Raw genomic sequence first — 19894 nt, 5'->3', positions numbered from 1 at the left:
GCTCCACATCATCGATCCGTTCCATTCCGTTCTACACAAGGAGACAAGCATGCGCCGCGACACCTTCCTCAAGACCCTCGCCGCCCTGGCCGCCACCGGCGCCCTGCCCGTTGCCTGGGCGCAGCCCGGTGCCAACCTGAAGATGCTGATCCCGGCCAACCCGGGCGGCGGCTGGGACACCACCGGGCGCGCGCTGGGCAAGGCCATGCTGGATGCCAAGCAGGCCGCCACCGTGACCTACGACAACAAGGGCGGCGCGGCCGGCGCGCTGGGCCTGGCGCCTTTCCTGGCCGGTGCCAAGGGCGACGGCCACCAGATGATGGTGATGGGCGCGGTGATGCTGGGCGGCCTGATCACCAGCCGCTCGCCGCTGAACCTGATGCAGGCCACGCCGCTGGCGCGCCTGACGACCGAATACAACGTGTTCGTGCTGCCGGCCAACTCGCCGCACAAGACCATGGCCGACGTGATCGCCCAGCTCAAGAAGGACCCGGGCAGCGTGAAGTGGGGCGGTGGCTCGCGCGGTTCCACCGAGCACATCGCCGCGGCCATGATCGCGCGCGAGGCCGGTGTCGACCCGGCCAAGATCAACTATGTCGCCTTCCGCGGCGGCGGCGAGGCGACGGCGGCCATCCTGGGCGGCAACGTGACGGTGGGCGGCTCGGGCTACAGCGAGTTCGCCGAGTACATCGCCACCGGCAAGATGAAGCCCATCGCCGTGACCAGCGCGCAGCGGCTGGCCAGCATCAAGGACGTGCCCACGCTCAAGGAGCAGGGCATCAACGTCGAGATCGGCAACTGGCGCGGCGTGTTCGGCGGCCCCGGCATCACGCCGGCGCAGCGCAAGACGCTGATCGACGCCATCGTCGCCACCACGCAATCCGCCTCGTGGCAGGAAGCGCTGAAGAAGAACGACTGGACGTCGGCCGTGCTCACCGGCGATGCCTTCAGCAAGTTCGTCGACGACGAATTCGCCAGCCTGCGCGCCATCATGGCCAAGTCGGGCATGATCGCCGGTTGATGATGAAAAAGCCCTTGAACCCCTGTCCAAAGGGCGCCAGCAGCTATCAATAACAGAGTGAACGAGCCCTGCCGCTCCCCTGGGCGGCAGCGGCTGCGTGGCGCCGGAGGAGACACCCGATGAGCAGTCCGCAACCCAATATCCCGCTCGAGCTGCGGCCCGATCACCCCGAGCCGGCGCACCCCTCGCGCAAGACGCTGATCTGGGAAACCGTGGTCAGCGCCGGCCTCATCGGCGTCGGCCTGGCGATGGCCGTCGGCGCCGTCGACATCTCGGCCGAAGCCGGCTACGGCGGCGTCGGCGCCAACTTCCTGCCCTGGGTCGTGGCCATCACGCTGATGGCGTGCGGTGCCGTGCTGCTGTGGCACGCGCGCACCGGCGGCTACCGCAACATGGAGGAAGTGCCCGGTGACGAAAGCCCGGATTGGACGGCCTACGTCTGGGTGTCCGCCGGCCTGCTGCTGAACGCGGCGCTGATCGAACGCATCGGCTTCGTGCTGAGCTGCGCGCTGGCCTACGTGCTGGCCGCGCAGGGCCTGCGGCGCGCCTTCGGCCAGCGGCACGACACCTGGCTGGTCGACATCCTGAGCGGCGTGGCGATTGCGGCGCCGGTGTTCTGGCTGTTCACCAAGTTCCTGGCGATCAACCTGCCGGGCCTGACGAACACCGGCTGGATCTGACGGGGAGCCGCGCATGGACACCTTCAACATGCTCATGGACGGCTTCGGCACGGCGCTGACGCTCTCCAACCTGCTGTGGGCGCTGTTCGGCTGCGCCCTGGGCACGGCTGTCGGCGTGCTGCCCGGCATCGGCCCGGCCACCACGGTGGCGATGCTGCTGCCGATCACGGCCAAGGTCGACATCACGGCGTCGATGATCTTCTTTGCCGGCATCTACTACGGCGCCATGTACGGCGGCTCGACCACCTCGATCCTGCTCAACACGCCGGGCGAAACCGCCAGCATGGTGACGGCCATGGAAGGCAACAAGATGGCCAAGAGCGGCCGTGCCGGCGCGGCGCTGGCCACTGCGGCCATCGGCTCGTTCGTGGCCGGCACCATTGCCACGGTGGTGGTCACGCTGTTCGCGCCGGTGGTGGCCGAGTACGCCGTGCGCCTGGGCCCGCCCGAGTACTTCCTGCTGATGGTGCTGGCCTTCACCACCGTGAGCGCGGTGCTGGGCAAGAGCACGGTGCGCGGCCTGGCGGCGCTGTTCATCGGCCTGGCCGTGGGGCTGATCGGCATGGACCAGATCAGCGGCCAGCCGCGCTACACCGGCGGCAAGCCGGAGTTCCTCGACGGCATCGAGATCGTGCTGGTGGCCGTGGGCCTGTTCGCCGTGGCCGAGGTGCTGCACGCCGCGCTGTTCGAGGGCAAGGTGGTGGAAACGCAGAACACGCTGACGCGCGTGCACATGAGCGCGCGCGACTGGCGCCGCAGCGTGCCGGCGTGGCTGCGCGGCGCGGCCATCGGCGCGCCGTTCGGCTGCATTCCGGCCGGCGGCACCGAGATTCCCACCTTCCTGAGCTACGCCACCGAGAAGAAGCTGGCCAAGGGCGAGGACAAGGCCGAGTTCGGCACCCGGGGCGCCATCGAGGGCGTGGCCGGCCCCGAATCGGCCAACAACGCCACGGTGACCACGGCGCTGATCCCGCTGCTGACGCTGGGCATCCCCACCAGCAACACCACCGCCATCCTGCTGGGGGCGTTCCAGAACTACGGCATCCAGCCGGGGCCGCAACTGTTCAGCACCTCGGCGGCGTTGGTGTGGGCGCTGATCGCCTCGCTGTACATCGGCAACCTGATGCTGCTGGTGCTGAACCTGCCCATGGTGGGGCTGTGGGTGAAGCTGCTGAAGATCCCGAAGCCGCAGCTGTATGCCGGCATCCTGATCTTCGCCACCGTGGGCGCGTATGGCATGCGGCAGAGCGCGTTCGACGTGTTCCTGCTCTACGTGATCGGCGCCGTGGGCGTGGTGATGCGGCGCTTCGACTTTCCGACCGCGCCGGTGGTGATCGGCATGATCCTCGGGCCGCTGGCCGAGGCGCAGCTGCGCAACGCGATGTCGATCGGCGAGGGCAAGTGGACCGTGTTCCTGGATCGCCCGGTATCGGTCTTTCTGCTGGTCGTCATCGCTGCCGTGCTGGTGATGCCGCGCCTGGCGCGCTGGCACCGCGCCCGCCGCGCCTGACCGCCAAAGGGAACACCACACTGTCAGGGTGTAGGACAAGTTTCCTACAGCTGCCGCCTGCGCTGGATGACGTGATGAGGCCATGGGGCTTTCCACAATGACTTCACGACGAGCACACGAACGTCGGACTCGGAAAAACAAACCCCACTCATCACCGCAAGGAGATTTGAAAATGAACCTCATCATCTGGCTGATCGTCGGCGGCATCCTGGGCTGGCTCGCCAGCATCGTGATGCGCCGTGATGCCCAGCAAGGCATCCTGCTGAACGTTGTCGTCGGCATCGTCGGCGCGTTCCTGGGCGGCTTCCTGCTGTCGCCGCTGCTGGGCGCCGGCACCATCAACATGAACGACTTCTCGGTCATGGGTTTGGTCGTGTCCTTCCTGGGCGCCGTCATCCTGCTGGCCATCGTCAACCTGTTCAAGCGCGGCAGCGTGCGCTGATCTCCGCGACCAACCAACACAAAACACCGGCGTCTGCCCAAGCCTGACGGTCAGGCAACGCCCCCTTACAACCGCGCGGTCACCCGCGCGGTTTTTTCTTGCGCCGCGCTACCATCGTGCGCATGCCTGCCCTTTCCGCCACCGCGTCGTCCCTGCCGCGCGACGCCGCCAGCATCCTGGAGCTGGCCGCGCGCAGCATGTTCGACCTGTTCGCAGGCGCCAGCGAGGGCATGCTGCTGGTGGACCGCGATGCGCGCGTGGTGTGGATCAACGACCAGTACCGCCGTTACCTGCCGGCGCTGGGCTTTCCGCGCGAGGAGGACTTCGTCGGCCACCCGGTGTCCAGCGTGATCCAGAACACGCAGATGCACCAGGTGCTCAAGACCGGCAAGCCGATCCTGATCGACCTGCTGAGCAACCGCGCCGGCACCTTCGTGGTCAGCCGCATCCCGCTGCGCGACGACAGCGGCGAGGTGATCGGCGCGCTGGGCATCGTGCTGTTCGACCAGACCGGCACCAGCATGCAGCCGCTGGTGGCCAAGTTCGCCCAGCTGCAGCAGGAACTGCAGGAAGCGCAGCGCGAGCTGGCGGCACAACGCAGCAACCAGCCGGCCGGCCAGCGTCAGTCGCGCTACACGCTGGCCAGCTTCGTCGGCAGCAGCCCGGCGGCGGCCGAGGTCAAGCGCCAGGCGCGCCGCGCCGCGCAATCGCACAGCCCGGTGCTGCTGCTGGGCGAGACCGGCACCGGCAAGGAACTGCTGGCGCACGGCATCCACGCGGCATCGCTACGCGCGGGGCAGCCCTTCGTCAGCGTCAACATCGCCGCCGTGCCCGACACGCTGCTGGAGGCCGAATTCTTCGGCACCGCGCCCGGCGCCTACACCGGCGCCGACCGCAAGGGCCGCGTGGGCAAGTTCAAGCTGGCCGACGGCGGCACGCTGTTCCTCGACGAGATCGGCGACATGCCGCCCGGCCTGCAGGCCAAGCTGCTGCGCGCGCTGCAGGAGGGCGAGATCGAGCCGCTGGGCAGCAACCAGCTGGTGCCCTTCGACGTGCGCGTGATCGCCGCCACCAGCCGCGACCTGCCGGCCCTGGTGCAGTCCGGCCAGTTCCGGGAAGACCTGTATTACCGCCTCAACGTGCTGCCGGTGCGCGTGCCCCCGCTGCGCGAGCGGCGCGGCGACGTTCCGGCGTTGATCGAGGTGCTGGGCGACGACATGGCGCACCGCGGCAGCCCGCCGCCCGAGCTGAGCGAAGGCGCCATCGCGCTGCTGGCGGCGCAGCAGTGGCGCGGCAACATCCGCGAACTGCGCAACGTGCTGGAGCAGGCGGCCTTGCGCAGCGACTCCGACCGGCTGGACGCCGCACTGATGGAAACGGTGCTACGCGAATCCGGCCTGGCCCAGGTGCAGCCCGCGCTGCCGCCCGAGCCGGCGCCACCCGATGCCGGCGCCCTGCTGCGGCCGCTGGCCGAGCAGGTGGCTGAGCTGGAACAGCGCGCCATTGCCACCGCCCTGCAGTCCACCGGCGGCAACAAGCTGGCGGCGGCGCGGCTGCTGGGCATCTCGCGCGCGACGCTGTATGAGCGGTTGCAGGCGCGTGAGGCGCGCTCAGCCAGCGTGGCCTGAACGCCAGAGGGCGCAGGCGATGCTACGGACAAACCCTGAACAAATTTCAGACAATTGACTGATATTCGAACAATTAATTTGTCTTTTTTTTAGTCAATTCGAGTCGCTTTCGATTGACGTCTGTTTGAAATCAACCGCTTAGCGCCTGGCACGTACTGTGCATTGGTTGTCTCGTCCTATTTCGTTTTGCATTGACAGGAGACGCACCATGCAACGCCGCACCCTCATCGCCATTGCCGCCCTGGCCGCCGCCGTGGGCGCCCCCGCCCTGGCCCAGTCCGACATCAAGATTGCCCACATCTACAGCAAGACCGGCCCGCTGGAGGCCTACGGCAAGCAGACCCAGGCCGGCCTGATGATGGGCCTGAACTACGCCACCGGCGGCACCATGGCCGTGAACGGCCGCAAGATCACCGTGATCGAGAAGGATGACCAGGGCAAGCCCGACCTGGGCAAGAGCCTGCTGGCCGCCGCCTATTCCGACGACAAGGTCGACCTGGCCGTCGGCCCCACTTCCAGCGGCGTGGCGCTGGCCATGCTGCCCGTGGCCGAGGAATACAAGAAGATCCTGCTGGTCGAGCCGGCCGTGGCCGACTCGATCACCGGCGACAAGTGGAACAAGTACATCTTCCGCACTGGCCGCAACTCCAGCCAGGACGCCATCAGCAACGCCGTCGCCATCGACAAGGCCGGCACCAGCATCGTCACGCTGGCGCAGGACTACGCCTTCGGCCGCGACGGCGTGAAGGCGTTCAAGGACGCCGTCAAGTCCGCCAAGATCGTGCACGAGGAATACCTGCCGCAGAACACCACCGACTTCACCGCCGGCATCCAGCGCATCGTCGACAAGCTGAAGGGCGAGCCGGGCCGCAAGGTGGTCATGGTGATCTGGGCCGGCGGCACCCCGCCGTTCGGCGCGCTGGCGGCGCAGGAGCTGAACAAGCGCTTCAACATCGACGTCGCCACCGGCGGCAACATCCTGCCGGCCATGGCCTCGTACAAGGCCTTCCCGGGCATGGAAGGCGCCACCTACTACTACTTCGGCATCCCGAAGAACCCGGTGAACGAGGCCATGGTGGCCGCCCACTACAAGGAATACAAGACCCCGCCCGACTTCTTCACCGCCGGCGGCTTCTCGGCCGCCATGGCCATCGTCACCGCGCTGAAGAAGACCAACGGCGACACCAACACCAACAAGCTCATCAGCACCATGGAGGGCATGAGCTTCGACACGCCCAAGGGCAAGATGACCTTCCGCAAGGAAGACCACCAGGCCATGCAGAGCATGTACCACTTCAAGATCAAGGCCGACCCGGCCTTCACTTGGGGCGTGCCTGAGCTGGTGCGCGAGATCAAGCCGGAAGAGATGCACGTGCCGATCCGCAACAAGCGGTAAACCGCCCACCCTGTGCCGGCTGCGCCGGCTGCGCTCAAGGGGCGTCTTTGGCGGCCCGGCCAAGCCGGCTGCGCGGCGACCTGGGATCGCACTTTGTGAGAGCGGGCTTGCCCGCGATGGCGTGGTTCGCAAGAACCACCGCCTGCTCGCGGACAAGTCGGGTTTCGCCACGCGCTGGCCAAGCCGGCATTTCACCGATAGAAACTGCCTCCAGCGCTTATCCAGCAAGCGCCAGCAGCTACTGAATCATGAGCACCCTGTCCACCCAAGATCTCACCATACGCTTCGGCGGGCACGTGGCCGTGAACGCGGTCACCTGCGCGTTCGAGCCCGGCACGCTGACGGCCATCGTCGGGCCCAACGGCGCGGGCAAGACGACCTACTTCAACCTGATCTCGGGCCAGCTCAAGGCCAGCAGCGGCACGGTGCACCTGGGCGGGCAGGATCTGTCGAACCTGTCGCCCTCGGCCCGCACCAAGGCAGGCCTGGGGCGCGCCTTCCAGCTCACCAACCTGTTCCCTTCCTTGAGCGTGCTGGAGAACGTGCGCCTGGCGGTGCAGGCCACGCTGGACGGCCGCCACAAGCGCGGCCTGAACCTGACCAGCATCTGGAGCGACCACCAGAACCTGACGCAGCGCGCGGTCGAGATCCTCGAATCCGTCGCCATGGCCGACAAGCAGGACATGCCCGTGGCCAGCCTGCCGCACGGCGACCAGCGCAAGCTGGAGGTGGCGCTGCTCATGGCGCTGGATCCGCAGGTCTACATGTTCGACGAACCCACCGCCGGCATGAGCCACGACGAGGCGCCCGTGATCCTGAACCTGATCCGCGCGCTGAAGCAGGACAAGAGCAAGATCATCCTGCTGGTGGAGCACAAGATGGACGTGGTGCGCGAGCTGGCCGACCGCATCATCGTGCTGACCAACGGCAGCCTGGTGGCCGACGGCGACCCGGCTGAGGTGATCGCCTCGCCGGTCGTTCAAGAGGCCTACCTGGGCGTGACGAAAGAGGAGGCCGAGGTATGAGGGCAGCCTTCAACAAGCTTGCGCAGAGGACGCAAAGGCCACGCAGAGAACGCAGAAAAGAAATTTTCTCTGGCTGCTTCTTCTGCGTTCTCTGCGAAATCTCTGCGTCCCCTGCGTTCGGTTTTCGGGGAGTATCCGTATGAGCGACATCCTGCTGAAACTCGAGGGTGTGCACACCCACATCGGCGCCTACCACATCCTGCACGGCGTCGACCTCGAAGTGCCGCGCGGCCAGCTGACCATGCTGCTGGGCCGCAACGGCGCCGGCAAGACGACCACGCTGCGCACCATCATGGGCCTGTGGCAGGCCAGCCAGGGTCGCATCAGCTTCAACGGCCAGGACATCACCAAGAAGCACACGCCGCAGATCGCGCACCTGGGCATCGCCTACGTGCCCGAGAACATGGGCATCTTCGCCGACCTGACGGTGAAGGAGAACATGGTGCTGGCCGCGCGCCAGGCCAAGACCGCGGCGCACATCGACGAGGCGCGCCTGCAGTGGATCTTCAAGCTGTTCCCGGCGGTCGAGAAGTTCTGGAACCACCCCGCCGGCAAGCTGAGCGGCGGGCAGAAGCAGATGCTGGCCGTGAGCCGCGCCATCGTCGAGCCGCGCGAGCTGCTCATCATCGACGAGCCCAGCAAGGGCCTGGCGCCGGCCATCATCAACAACATGATCGAGGCCTTCCAGCAGCTGAAGGCCAGCGGCGTGACGATTCTGCTGGTGGAGCAGAACATCAACTTCGCCAAGCGCCTGGGCGACACCGTGGCGGTGATGGACGACGGCCGCGTGGTGCACAGCGGCACCATGGCCGCGCTCGCACAGGACGAGGCACTGCAGCAGCGGCTGCTGGGCCTGTCGCTGTAAACCGATTTATAAGAAATAGGCCTCTAGCGCCCGTCCAGCAAGCGCAAGCAGCTATTCATTCAGAAGCATTCACCTCGCCATGAAATCCCTCGACATCGACTACAAGCCGCTGCTGCTGGTTCCCCTGCTGGCGCTGGTGGCGCTGCCGCTGATTGGCTCCGGCTCCACCTGGCTCACGCTCACCGTGGCGGGCCTGGCCATGGGCATGATCATCTTCATCATCGCCTCGGGCCTGACGCTGGTGTTCGGGCTGATGGACGTGCTGAACTTCGGCCACGGCGTGTTCATCGCGCTGGGCGCCTTCGTCGCCACCAGCGTGCTGGGCGCCATGGGCGACTACACCAACTCGGCCGACATCTGGCGCAACCTGATGGCCGTGGTGCCCGCCATGGTAGTGGCCATGCTGGTGGCCGGCGCCGTCGGCCTGGCGTTCGAGCGCTTCATCGTGCGCCCGGTGTACGGCCAGCACCTGAAGCAGATTCTCATCACCATGGGCGGCATGATCATCGGCGAGGAGCTGATCAAGGTCATCTGGGGCCCGGCGCAGATTCCGCTGCCGCTGCCCGAGGGCATGCGCGGCTCCTGGCTGATCGGCGATGCCGCCGTCGAGAAATACCGCGTGGTCGCTGTCATCGTCGGCGTCCTCGTGTTTGCCGCCTTGGCCTGGACCTTGTCGCGCACCAAGGTCGGCCTGCTGATTCGCGCTGGTGTTCAGGACAGGGAAATGGTCGAATCGCTCGGCTACCGCATCCGGCGCCTTTTTATCGGTGTGTTCGTGGTGGGCAGCGCCCTCGCCGGCCTGGGCGGCGTGATGTGGGGCCTGTACCAGCAGAACGTGATTCCGCAGATGGGGGCACAGGTCAACATCCTGATCTTCATCGTCATCATCATCGGCGGGCTGGGCAGCACCACGGGTGCGCTGATCGGCGCGCTGATGGTGGGCCTGATGGCCAACTACACCGGCTTTCTGGCGCCCAAGGTGGCGCTGTTCTCCAACATCGCGCTGATGGTGGCCATCCTGCTGTGGCGCCCGCAAGGTGTCTACGCTGTCGCCAACCGCTGAGCGAACCGCTATGAACACGATAGCTTCCAGCGCCCGCACCACGGCCTCTGATGCCGGTTTTTCTTCAAACCCATTGACACCGGCTCCGCGCCGCCCCGCCATGCTCAGCCGCCTGCTCTCACACGATTTGCCACGCAACAAGTTGCTGGCCCTGATCCTCGTCGCCATCGTGCTGGGGCTGGCCTTCGCGCCCTTCCTGTTCCCCGGCGTCAAGGCGCTGAACGTGGCGGCCAAGGTGCTGATCTTCGTGGTGCTGGTGGCGGCGTTCGACCTGCTGCTGGGCTACACCGGCATCGTCAGCTTTGCGCACACCATGTTCTTCGGCATCGGGGCCTATGGCATCGCCATCGCCAGTTCGCGCATGGGCGCCAGCTGGAGCGCGCTGGCCGTGGGCGTGGGTGGCGCGCTGGTGCTGTCGCTGCTGCTGTCATTGGCGATCGGGCTGTTCTCGCTCAGGGTGCGGGCCATCTTCTTCGCCATGATCACGCTGGCCGTGGCGGCGGCGTTCCAGACGCTGGCCTCGCAACTGTCCGAATGGACCGGCGGCGAGGACGGCCTCACGTTCCGCCTGCCCGAGGTGCTCAGCCCCAGCTTCGAGCCGTTCGAGACCGAATTCCTCGGCGTGCTGATCGACGGCAAGATCATCACCTACTACCTGCTGTTCGTGGTCGCCGTGGTGCTGGTGCTGGCGCTGCTGCGCATCGTCAATTCGCCATTCGGCCGCGTGCTGCAGGCCATCCGCGAGAACGAATTCCGCGCCGAGGCCATCGGCTACCGTGTCGTCGTCTACCGCACGCTGTCGTCGGTGCTGTCGGCGCTGTTCGCCACGCTGGCCGGCTGCATGCTGGCGATCTGGCTGCGCTACAACGGGCCGGATACATCCCTTAGCTTCGAGATCATGATGGACGTGCTGCTGATCGTGGTCATTGGCGGCATGGGCACGATCTATGGTGCGGTCATCGGCTCGGTGCTGTTCCTGGTGGCGCAGAGCTACCTGCAGGATCTGCTGCGGCTGGCGAGCGAAGCCACGGCCAGCGTGCCGCTGCTGCCCGCCCTGCTCTCGCCCGACCGCTGGCTGCTGTGGCTGGGCGTGCTGTTCGTGCTCTCGGTCTATTACTTCCCCACCGGCGTCGTCGGCAAGCTGCGCGCACGCAGCGCGGCCAAGGCTGCGGCGCACTGAAGCCCGCGCACCGATCAGTCCCAAAGAAAACGACACCAGGAGACAAGCCATGAAACATCGCATCCATCCCATTGCCCTGGCCGCGCTGGCCGCCGGCGTGCTGTCCGCGTGCGGCGGCAGCAGCGGCGGCGACAAGCCGGAAGCGCCGCTGAACAGCGTGCCGGCGGGTGTCTGGGGCGTGCAGTTTCGCAGCTACGACGGCGCCGCAGACGACCTGCTGACCGCGGGCCTGGGCAAGACCGGCCTGCAGTCCGTCACGCCACCCGCCTACACCGATCCACTCAACCCCACGGCGGTGGAACTGCGTCGCGCGGCCATCTACAACAGCTATCGTTCACTGGTCGACATGACCGCGGCAGGCGGCTACGGCGTGCTCTATGGCCCCAACGTGGCGGCCGATGGGTCGGTGGGCACCGGCGAGGGAAAGATCGCCGGCACCGAAGTGGTGGGCGTACTCGACGACGGCAGCGGCAAGCAGACCGTGACGCTGATGGCGCAAGTGCCGTCCACGTTCGACCCCAGGAATCCGTGCATCGTGACCGCTACCTCGTCGGGATCGCGCGGCGTTTACGGCGCCATCTCCACCGGCGAATGGGGGCTCAAGCGCGGCTGCGCGGTGGCCTATACCGACAAGGGCACCGGCGGTGCCCCGCACGATCTGCAGAATGACACCGTGCCCATGGTCGATGGCACGCGCAAGCGCGCGGCTGATACGGGCGGGCACTTCGCAACCGGCCCGCATTTTTGGGATCTGGTCTCCTTCAACGCCGGCCTCAGCGCCGCCGAGCTGACCGCCTTCAACACCGCCACGCCCAACCGCTTTGCCTTCAAGCACGCGCACTCGGGCCGCAACCCGGAGAAGGACTGGGGCCAGTTCACGCTTGCGGCGGTGCGTTTCGCGCTGTACGCCGTCAACCAGCAGTTCGGCGACGTCAACGACAAGGGCGAGCGCCTCGTCACCTTCACCCCGAACAACACGCTGGTCATCGCCTCCAGCGTCTCCAACGGCGGCGGTGCTGCGATTGCCGCCGCCGAGCAGGATGCAGACGGCCTGATCGACGGCGTGGCCGTGTCCGAGCCTGCCATCGAGCTGCCCGCCAACGCCGGTGTGGCCGTGCAGCGCGGCAGCGCGCGGGTGGCCACCGTGGGCCGGAACCTGATCGACTTCACCACCTACGCCAACCTTTACCAGGCCTGCGCCTCGCTGGCGCCGTCGCTGGCCGGTGCACCCTTCGGCGCCGCCTTTGCCGGGCTGTACAACCTGCCGGCGCTGCCCATTGCCGCCAGCCGCTGCACGGCGCTGCGGCAGGAGGGCCTGCTGAGCGCCGCCGCCAGCACCACCGCCCAGCAGGCCGAAGAGGCCCTGCTGCGCCTGCGCGACTACGGCTGGGAACCCGAATCGCTGGCACTGACGCCCTCGCACGCCGCGTTCGAGATTGCGCCCGCCGTGGCCGTGACCTTTGCCAACGCACTGGCGCGCGCCCGCGTCAGCGATCACCTGTGCGGCTTCAGCTTTGCCGCCACCGCCGCCGACGGCAGCGTGACCACGCTGGCCCCCGCCGCACTGGCCGCCATGTTCGCCACCGGCAACGGGGTGCCGCCATCGGCCGGCGTCAACCTGGTGAACAACCGCGCGGCGCAAGGGCCGGTGCGCGACTTCCTGAGCCTGGCCGCCAACGGCCTGCCCGACTGGAACCTGGACGGCGCGCTGTGCCTGCGCGATCTGGTCACCGGCAGCGGCGCCGCCGCGCAGCGCCTGCAGGCCGGCATGAGGGAAACCCAGCGCAGTGGCAACCTGCAGGGCAAGCCGGCCATCATCGTGCACGGCCGCGACGACGCGCTGCTGCCCGTCAACCACACTTCGCGCCCCTACTACGCGCTGAACAAGAAGGTGGAAGGCGCGGCCAGCAAGCTGAGCTACCTGGAGGTGGCCAACGCTCAGCACTTCGACGGCTTCATCGGCCTGCCGGCCGTGCTGCCAGGCTACGACAGCCGCTACGTGCCGCTGCATGTGTACCTGAACCACGCGCTGGACGCCGTGTACGACCACCTGAAGAACGGCAAGCCGCTGCCACCCAGCCAGGTGGTGCGCACCGTGCCACGCGGCGGCACCGCCGGCCAGGCGCCCGCCATCACCGCCGCCAACGTGCCTTTGCCCGCCGCCGTGCCGGCCGCGGCCGACCGCATCAGCGTGACGGGCGGGGACACCGTCGTCATCCCGGACTGACGCCGCCCACCCCTTCATCATCCGCAGAGAAGTCCATGTCGTTCACCTCCCACTACCTCACCTGCGCCGGGCGCGAGCTGCACTACACCGACTGGCGGCCCGCCGCCCCCGTGCGCGGCACCGTGGTCGCCTGGCACGGCCTGGCGCGCACCGGGCGCGACATGGACGAACTGGCCGCGCACCTGTCGGCGCGCGGCTGGCGCGTGCTGTGCCCCGACATGGTGGGCCGCGGCCTCAGCCAGTGGGCCGAGCACCCGAAGGACGAGTACTGCCTGGCCTTCTATGCCCGCATCGCACGCGAGCTGCTGGTGCAACTGGGCATCGAGCACTGCCACTGGGTCGGCACCTCGATGGGCGGCGCCATCGGCACCGTGGCGGCGTCGGGCTACTTCGAGCCCGAACTCAAGAAACGCATCCGCAGCCTGACGCTGAACGACAACGCGCCGCAACTGGCACAGCCAGCCATCGAGCGCATCAAGGCCTACGCCGGCCAGCCGCCCGCCTTCGACCGCGTGACCGAACTGGAGGCCTTCCTGCGCACGGCGTACAAGCCCTACGGCTTTCTCACCGACGCGCAGTGGCGCCGCCTGACGGAAACCAGCACGCGCCGCCTGCCCGACGGCCGCGTGACGCCGCACTACGACCCGGCCATCGTCGGCCAGTTCATCCACTACCCCGACGATTACCTGATCTGGCACCACTACGACGCGCTCGACATCCCGGTGCTGCTGCTGCGCGGCGTCGACTCCGACCTGGTGCTGAAGGACACGGCCGAGCAGATGAGCACGCGCGGACCGGGCGCACGCGGCCAGCTGCAATGGGTGGAGGTGCCGGGCTGCGGCCACGCCCCGGCGCTGAACGTGGCCGAGCAGCTGAAGCTGGTCACCGACTTCATCGAACGCGCGCACCAGCCGGCCGCTGCCGTAGCGGCGTGATTTGAATGAAATCGGGCTTCAGCGCGCATGCAGCAAGCGCCAGCAGCTATTGTTGATATAGCAAACTGATCACGCCTTGGCCCCGGCCGCCAGTGCACGCTCGCGCGTGGCGGCGGCTTCGGCGGCTTGATCGGCACCGCGCGTCGGCCAGCCCTGCAGGTGGTCCTGCACGATCTCCGCCAGCGCTGCCAGCCAGGTGGGGTTGTCGTTCAGGCAGGGCACGTAGTGAAACTCCTGCCCACCCGCGGCCTTGAAGGCATCGCGCCCTTCAATGGCGATCTCCTCCAGCGTCTCCAGGCAGTCGGCCACGAAGCCGGGGCACACCACGTCCACGCGCTGCGTGCCGGCACGGCCCAGTTGCTCCAGCACCGTCTGCGTGGCCGGCTCCAGCCATTTCGCCTTGCCGAAGCGCGACTGAAAGCTCACCACCCACTCGCCGTCCTTCAGCGCCAGCCGCTCGGCCAGCAGGCGGGCGGTCTTCAGGCATTCGCAGTGGTAGGGGTCGCCCAGCGTCAGCGTGCGTTCGGGCACGCCGTGAAAGCTCATCACCAGCTTGTCGGGCCGGCCGTGCGCCTGCCAGTGCTGGTGCATCACGCGGGTCAGCGCGCGAATGTAGCCCGGGTCGTCGTGAAAGCGGTTGACGAAGCGCAGTTCGGGCACGTGCCGCACGCCGCGCGCCCAGGCGCCCACGGCGTCGATCACGCTGGCCGTGGTGGTACCCGAATACTGCGGGTACAGCGGCACCACCAGGATGCGGGTGCAGCCGCGTGCCTTCAGTTCATCGAGCTGCGACGCGATGGACGGGTTGCCGTAGCGCATCGCCAGCCGCACGCTCACGCTGTGTCCGCGCTCGCCCAGGTAGCCGCGCAGCATCGTCGACTGCTTGCGGCTCCACACCATCAGCGGCGAGCCCTCGGGCAGCCAGATCTGCTGATACTTGGCGGCCGATTTGGCCGGCCGCGTGCGCAGGATCACGCCATGCAGGATCGGCTTCCAGGCCGCGGGCGGGATCTCCACCACGCGCGGGTCGCTCAGAAACTCGGCTAGATAGCGCCGCGTGGCCGCGGCCGTGGGTTCGTCGGGGGTGCCCAGGTTGCACAGCAGCACGCCGGTGCGCGCCGGCTGGCCATGCTGGTGGGCCGGTTCAGGTCGAAAACGCATGCGCTATTCTCGGTCATGCCCGTCGACCACCGTTTGCCCGCATGACCCATCAGCTGGACGTGTCCCGCATCCGCGCCATCACGCTTGATCTGGACGACACGCTGTGGCCCGTGTGGCCCACCATCCACCGCGCCGAGGATGTGCTGCGCGCCTGGCTGGACACCCAAGCCCCGCGCACCGCCGCCCTGGCGCGCGACAAGGAGACATCGCACCGCGCACGCCAGCAGGTGCAGATCAGCAGGCCCGATCAGACGCACGACCTGGCCGTGATGCGGCGCGAAGCCATCCGCCAGCTGCTGCACTGGGCCGGCGACGACCCGGCGCTGGCCGAGCCGGCCTTCGAGGTGTTCTTCGACGCGCGCCAGCAGGTCACGCTGTTCGACGATGCGCTGCCTGCGCTGCAGGCCTTGAGCGCGCGCTATCCGGTGGTCGCCCTCTCCAACGGCAACGCCGACGTGCACCGCATCGGCATCGGCCAGCACTTCCACGCTGCCATCAGCGCCGCCCAGTTCGGCGTCGGCAAGCCCGACCGCCGCATCTTCACCGCCGCCGCCCAGGCCGCCGGCGTACCCGAGAGCGCGGTGCTGCACATCGGCGACGACGCCCACCTGGACGGCGCGGGTGCCTTGGCCGCGGGCATGCAGCTGGCATGGATCAACCGCACGGCCGAGGCCTGGCCCGACGCCATCGACGGCCAGCCGCATGCCGTGGCGCAGGACATGCAGGCGCTGTGCCGCCTGCTGGGCATCTGAGGCCGGAAAAAACAAAACCCGCTACCTTTTGAGTAGCGGGCTTGCCTTACTGCTGGCGGAGAAGGAGGGATTCGAACCCTCGATACGGAGAACCGTATACCGGATTTCGAGTCCGGCGCATTCGACCACTCTGCCACCTCTCCTGCTTTCGTGTCGAATCGCGCATTCTAGCAGCAGTCAGGGCGCGGGTTGCAGCACTTCCAGTCCGCCCAGGTAGGAACGCAGCGCCTTGGGCACGGTGATGGAGCCGTCGGCGTTCTGGTGGTTCTCCAGCACGGCGACGAGCGCGCGGCCGACGGCCAGGCCGCTGCCGTTGAGGGTGTGCACCAGTTCGTTCTTGCCGGCAGCGTTCTTGAAGCGAGCGTGCATGCGGCGCGCCTGGAAGGCTTCGCAGTTGCTGACGGAGCTGATCTCGCGGTAAGTGTCCTGCGCGGGCACCCACACTTCAAGGTCGTAGGTTTTACTGGCGCCGAAGCCCATGTCGCCGGTGCTGAGCAGCACCACGCGGTAGGGCAGTTCCAGCGCCTGCAGGATGGCCTCGGCGTGGCCGACCATTTCTTCCAGCGCGTCGTAGCTCTTGTCGGGGTGCGTGATCTGCACCATCTCGACCTTGTCGAACTGGTGCTGGCGGATCATGCCGCGCGTGTCGCGGCCGGCGCTGCCGGCTTCGGAGCGGAAGCACGGGGTGTGCGCGGTGAGCTTGATGGGCAGATCGGCCTCGGTCACGATCTCGTCGCGCAGCATGTTGGTCAGCGACACCTCGGAGGTGGGGATCAGGTACAGCAGTTCGCCCTCGCCTTCCTGCCCGCCTTTCTTGACGGCGAACAGGTCGGCCTCGAACTTGGGCAACTGGCCGGTGCCGCGCAGCGTGTCGGCGTTGACGATGTAGGGCGTGTAGCACTCGGTGTAACCGTGCTGCGTGGTCTGCACGTCCAGCATGAACTGCGCCAGTGCGCGGTGCAGGCGCGCGACGGGGCCGCGCATGAATGAAAAGCGCGTGCCGGCCAGCTTGACGCCGGTCTCGAAGTCCAGCCCCAGCTTCTCGCCCAGGTCGACGTGGTCGCGCACGGGGAAGTCGAACGCGCGCGGCGCCAGGCCGTGCGGCGCCCAGCGGCGCACTTCGTGGTTGGCGGTTTCGTCGGCGCCCACGGGCACGCTGGCGTGCGGCAGGTTGGGCACGGCCAGCAGCAGCGCGCCAAGTTCGTCCTGGATCGCATCCAGCCGCGCGGCCGAAGCATCGAGTTCGTCCTTGATCGACGCCACCTGCGCCATCAGGTCGTCGGCGCTTTCGCCCTTGGACTTGCGCTGGCCGATCTGCTTGCTGGCGCTGTTGCGCTGCGCCTGCAGCTCTTCGGTGCGGGTCTGGATGGTCTTGCGCTCGGCTTCCAGCGCGGTGAAGGCGGCTTCGTCGAGGAAGGGCTGGGGATTCTTGCGGGTGGCCAGGCGCGCCAGAACGGTGCCCAGGTCTTTGCGGAGCAGCAGGGGATCAAGCATGGGCGCGATTGTAGGTGGCGCCCGCCGGCGTGCCCCGCCGGTGCGGGGCCGCTGGCACCATGGCGCAAGGCAGGGTCCAACAAGGGGGGGATCTTGCAGATTTTTTGTATACGAGAATCAGGCTCTAGCGCCCATTGATCGGGCGCAAGCAGCTATCAGTTTGAAACTGCAATATGGCGCCAAATGGCTATCGCCTGATTCAGACGCCTGGAGTGCCCACGGCCGGATGCGCCAGGCTCAGCTCAGATGCCCCAGGCTGGATTCACCCGCATCGTCCAGCTTCAGGCCCTTGGGCAGCGGGAACTTGATGGTTTCCTCCACGCCATCAAGCTTGCGCACCGACAGCGCGCCCAGCGCGCGCAGCCGCTCGATGACCTGCTGCACCAGGATGTCGGGCGCCGAGGCGCCGGCCGTGAGGCCGATGCGCGTCTTGCCTTCGATCCACTCGGCCCGCAGCTCCTCGGCGCTGTCGACCATGTAGGCGTCGGTGCCCAGCTTCAGCGCCACCTCGCGCAGGCGGTTGCTGTTGCTGCTGGTGGGACTGCCGACGACGATGACCACGTCGACCGCTTTCGACATCAGCTTCACCGCGTCCTGCCGGTTCTGCGTGGCGTAGCAGATGTCCTGCTGCTTGGGCTCGCGCACGTGCGGAAAGCGCGCCTTCACCGCCGCCGTGATGTCGGCCGCGTCGTCCACGCTCAGCGTGGTCTGCGTCACCACGGCCAGCTTGTCGGTCTGCGCGGGCTGGATGCGCGCCACGTCGGCCACGTCTTCCACCAGGTGGATGCCGCTGTCGAGCTGGCCCATGGTGCCTTCCACCTCGGGGTGGCCCTTGTGGCCGATCATGATGAATTCGTAGCCCTCGCGGTGCAGCTTGGCCACCTCGACGTGCACCTTGCTGACCAGCGGGCAGGTGGCGTCGAACACGCGAAAACCGCGCTGCTCGGCTTCGCGCTCGACCGACTTGGGCACACCGTGCGCGCTGAACACCAGCGTGGCGCCCGGCGGCACGTCGGCCAGCGCTTCGATGAAGATCGCGCCCTTGGCCTTGAGGTCGTTCACCACATAGGTGTTGTGCACGATCTCGTGGCGCACGTAGATCGGCGCGCCGAACTTGGCCAGGGCGCGCTCGACGATCTCGATGGCGCGGTCAACGCCGGCGCAGAAGCCGCGCGGCTCGGCCAGCAAAACTTCAGAGGGTTTCATCAGAGGATTCCGATCACTTCGACTTCGAAGGTGACGGGCTGCCCCGCCAGCGGGTGGTTGAAGTCGAGCCGCAACGCGCCATCGTCACGCACCGCCTGCACCACGGCGGCGAACTGGCCCTGGCCGTCGGGCGTCGGCAGGTGGATCACGTCGCCCACGGCATAGCGCTCCTGCGGGTCGCCCATGGCGTCCAGCTCCTTGCGCGCCAGCCACTGGATCATGTCGGGGTTGCGCTCGCCAAAGGCCTCGCCCGCGGGGATGTCGAACGCGGCGCGCGCGCCCTCGGCCAGGCCGACCAGGCGCTGCTCGACCACGGGCGACAGCTCGCCCGCGCCCAGCGACAGCGTGGCCGGCTTGCCGCCGAAGGTGTTGACGACATCGCCCTGCGGGCCGGCCAGGCGGTAATGCAGGGTGAGAAAGGAACCGGGTTCGACGACGCTCATGCCATGGGGTGGGCAGACTGCCCCAGATAAACTGCCCCGATTGTAGAAACCGCCCTGCCCCGCTGCCCGCATGTCGCTCAAAGACCTTCCCGCCGATGCGCGTCCGCGCGAGAAGCTGCTGGCCCGCGGCCCCGGCGCGCTGAGCGATGCCGAGCTGCTGGCGCTGCTGCTGCGCACCGGCACCGCCGGGCGCGGCGTGCTGCAGATGGCGCAGGAGGTGCTGCAAACATTCGGCGGCATCGCCGGCCTGCTGCACGCGGGCGCCGACGACCTGAAGCGCGTGAAAGGCCTGGGCGGCAGCGCCAAGCGCGCCGAGCTGATGGCCGTGCTGGAGCTGGCACGCCGCGCGCTGGCCGAGCAGCTGAAGGAGCGCGCCGCGTTCGACTCAGCCGCCGCCGTGAAGGACTACCTGCAACTGCACCTGGCGGCGCGCCCGCACGAGGTGTTCGCCGTGCTGTTTCTCGATGCGCAGCACAAGCTGATCGCGCTGGAGGAGCTGTTTCGCGGCACGCTCACGCAGACCAGCGTGTACCCGCGCGAGGTGGCGCTGCGCGCGCTGCACCACCACGCGGCGGCGGTGATCCTGGCGCACAACCACCCCAGCGGCGGCGTGCAGCCCAGCCGCGCCGACGAGGCGATCACGCAGAACCTGAAAAGCGCGCTGGCGCTGATCGACGTGCGCGTGCTCGACCATGTGATCGTGGCGCCGGGCCAGGCGTTGTCGATGGCCGAGAAAGGCCTCATATGACCCCCCTGTGCCGCTGCGCGGCTTCCCCCAGGGGACAACGCCACTGGTCGGCGCAGGTCCGGCCACGGCGTTCTGGCGCGGCCTGCTCCGCGGCCAGCGGTTCAGTCGAGCGGCGTGC

18 protein-coding genes and 1 tRNA gene are annotated in these 19894 nt (G+C 67.9%); 14 read left to right on the top strand and 5 right to left on the bottom strand.

The window, feature by feature from the left end:
• The first annotated feature begins 49 nt into the window (after nt 1-49).
• The 12 genes from ACFSCU_RS06085 (at nt 50) to ACFSCU_RS06030 (ending at nt 13972) form a co-directional block, all read left to right on the top strand.
• Entirely contained in the window at nt 50-1021 is a 972-nt protein-coding gene (locus tag ACFSCU_RS06085; protein ID WP_180550937.1) for a Bug family tripartite tricarboxylate transporter substrate binding protein, read from the top strand.
• Nucleotides 1022-1140: 119 nt separating this feature from the next.
• The gene (locus ACFSCU_RS06080; protein WP_180550936.1) at nt 1141-1701 is read left to right on the top strand and encodes a tripartite tricarboxylate transporter TctB family protein; all 561 of its coding nucleotides are present in this window, start codon (nt 1141-1143) and stop codon (nt 1699-1701) included.
• A 13-nt stretch (nt 1702-1714) separates the two neighbouring features.
• The gene (locus ACFSCU_RS06075; RefSeq protein WP_180550935.1) at nt 1715-3211 is read left to right on the top strand and encodes a tripartite tricarboxylate transporter permease; all 1497 of its coding nucleotides are present in this window, start codon (nt 1715-1717) and stop codon (nt 3209-3211) included.
• Nucleotides 3212-3383: 172 nt separating this feature from the next.
• The gene (locus ACFSCU_RS06070; protein WP_180550934.1) at nt 3384-3653 is read left to right on the top strand and encodes a GlsB/YeaQ/YmgE family stress response membrane protein; all 270 of its coding nucleotides are present in this window, start codon (nt 3384-3386) and stop codon (nt 3651-3653) included.
• Nucleotides 3654-3775: 122 nt separating this feature from the next.
• Entirely contained in the window at nt 3776-5281 is a 1506-nt protein-coding gene (locus tag ACFSCU_RS06065) for a sigma-54 interaction domain-containing protein (protein ID WP_333707090.1), read from the top strand.
• 208 nt (nt 5282-5489) lie between these two features.
• Nucleotides 5490-6677 carry a substrate-binding domain-containing protein gene (locus tag ACFSCU_RS06060; protein WP_377560160.1) on the top strand — a complete coding sequence of 396 codons (1188 nt, stop codon included), beginning with the start codon at nt 5490-5492 and terminating at the stop codon, nt 6675-6677.
• Nucleotides 6678-6925: 248 nt separating this feature from the next.
• Nucleotides 6926-7702, top strand: a complete 777-nt coding sequence (locus ACFSCU_RS06055) for an ABC transporter ATP-binding protein (protein WP_377560158.1) — start codon at nt 6926-6928, stop codon at nt 7700-7702.
• A 139-nt stretch (nt 7703-7841) separates the two neighbouring features.
• Entirely contained in the window at nt 7842-8567 is a 726-nt protein-coding gene (locus tag ACFSCU_RS06050; RefSeq protein WP_180550933.1) for an ABC transporter ATP-binding protein, read from the top strand.
• 79 nt (nt 8568-8646) lie between these two features.
• Nucleotides 8647-9630 (top strand): branched-chain amino acid ABC transporter permease, encoded by a 984-nt coding sequence (locus ACFSCU_RS06045; RefSeq protein ID WP_180550932.1) that lies wholly within the window; start codon nt 8647-8649, stop codon nt 9628-9630.
• A gap of 100 nt (nt 9631-9730) precedes the next feature.
• Nucleotides 9731-10810, top strand: coding sequence for a branched-chain amino acid ABC transporter permease (locus ACFSCU_RS06040; protein WP_180550931.1), 1080 nt, complete (start codon nt 9731-9733; stop codon nt 10808-10810).
• 49 nt (nt 10811-10859) lie between these two features.
• On the top strand, nt 10860-13037 hold the full coding sequence (locus tag ACFSCU_RS06035; protein WP_377560156.1) for a 3-hydroxybutyrate oligomer hydrolase family protein: 2178 nt from the start codon (nt 10860-10862) through the stop codon (nt 13035-13037).
• 35 nt (nt 13038-13072) lie between these two features.
• Complete coding sequence (locus ACFSCU_RS06030; RefSeq protein ID WP_377560155.1) at nt 13073-13972, top strand: alpha/beta fold hydrolase; 900 nt, start codon at nt 13073-13075, stop codon at nt 13970-13972.
• Between the two features lie 69 nt (nt 13973-14041).
• On the opposite strand, the gene hemH is transcribed toward ACFSCU_RS06030, so the two are convergent.
• Nucleotides 14042-15133: a ferrochelatase gene (gene hemH / locus ACFSCU_RS06025; protein ID WP_377560154.1), complete on the bottom strand. Its 1092-nt coding sequence runs from the start codon at nt 15131-15133 to the stop codon at nt 14042-14044.
• Nucleotides 15134-15174: 41 nt separating this feature from the next.
• Here hemH and ACFSCU_RS06020 point away from each other — a divergent pair, with 41 nt between their 5' ends.
• Nucleotides 15175-15885: an HAD family hydrolase gene (locus ACFSCU_RS06020; RefSeq protein ID WP_180550930.1), complete on the top strand. Its 711-nt coding sequence runs from the start codon at nt 15175-15177 to the stop codon at nt 15883-15885.
• Between the two features lie 53 nt (nt 15886-15938).
• Here the strand turns inward: ACFSCU_RS06020 and ACFSCU_RS06015 are convergent.
• From ACFSCU_RS06015 to ACFSCU_RS06000, 4 genes are all read right to left on the bottom strand, one after another.
• Nucleotides 15939-16028, bottom strand: a tRNA-Ser gene (locus tag ACFSCU_RS06015).
• A 34-nt stretch (nt 16029-16062) separates the two neighbouring features.
• Nucleotides 16063-17379, bottom strand: a complete 1317-nt coding sequence (gene serS, locus ACFSCU_RS06010) for a serine--tRNA ligase (protein WP_377560153.1) — start codon at nt 17377-17379, stop codon at nt 16063-16065.
• Between the two features lie 237 nt (nt 17380-17616).
• Nucleotides 17617-18585 carry a 4-hydroxy-3-methylbut-2-enyl diphosphate reductase gene (gene ispH, locus ACFSCU_RS06005; protein ID WP_180550929.1) on the bottom strand — a complete coding sequence of 323 codons (969 nt, stop codon included), beginning with the start codon at nt 18583-18585 and terminating at the stop codon, nt 17617-17619.
• Nucleotides 18585-19028, bottom strand: coding sequence for an FKBP-type peptidyl-prolyl cis-trans isomerase (locus tag ACFSCU_RS06000; protein ID WP_180550928.1), 444 nt, complete (start codon nt 19026-19028; stop codon nt 18585-18587). The genes ispH and ACFSCU_RS06000 overlap by 1 nt, the downstream gene beginning before the upstream one ends.
• 70 nt (nt 19029-19098) lie before the next feature.
• Between ACFSCU_RS06000 and radC the strand changes: the two genes are divergently transcribed.
• The gene (gene radC, locus ACFSCU_RS05995) at nt 19099-19776 is read left to right on the top strand and encodes a RadC family protein (RefSeq protein ID WP_180550927.1); all 678 of its coding nucleotides are present in this window, start codon (nt 19099-19101) and stop codon (nt 19774-19776) included.
• The last annotated feature ends 118 nt before the right edge of the window (nt 19777-19894 follow it).

This window comes from Ottowia beijingensis (assembly GCF_042680925.1).
Taxonomy (GTDB): Bacteria; Pseudomonadota; Gammaproteobacteria; order Burkholderiales; family Burkholderiaceae_C; genus Ottowia; species Ottowia beijingensis.
This window is presented reverse-complemented; position numbering and strand designations above follow the sequence as displayed.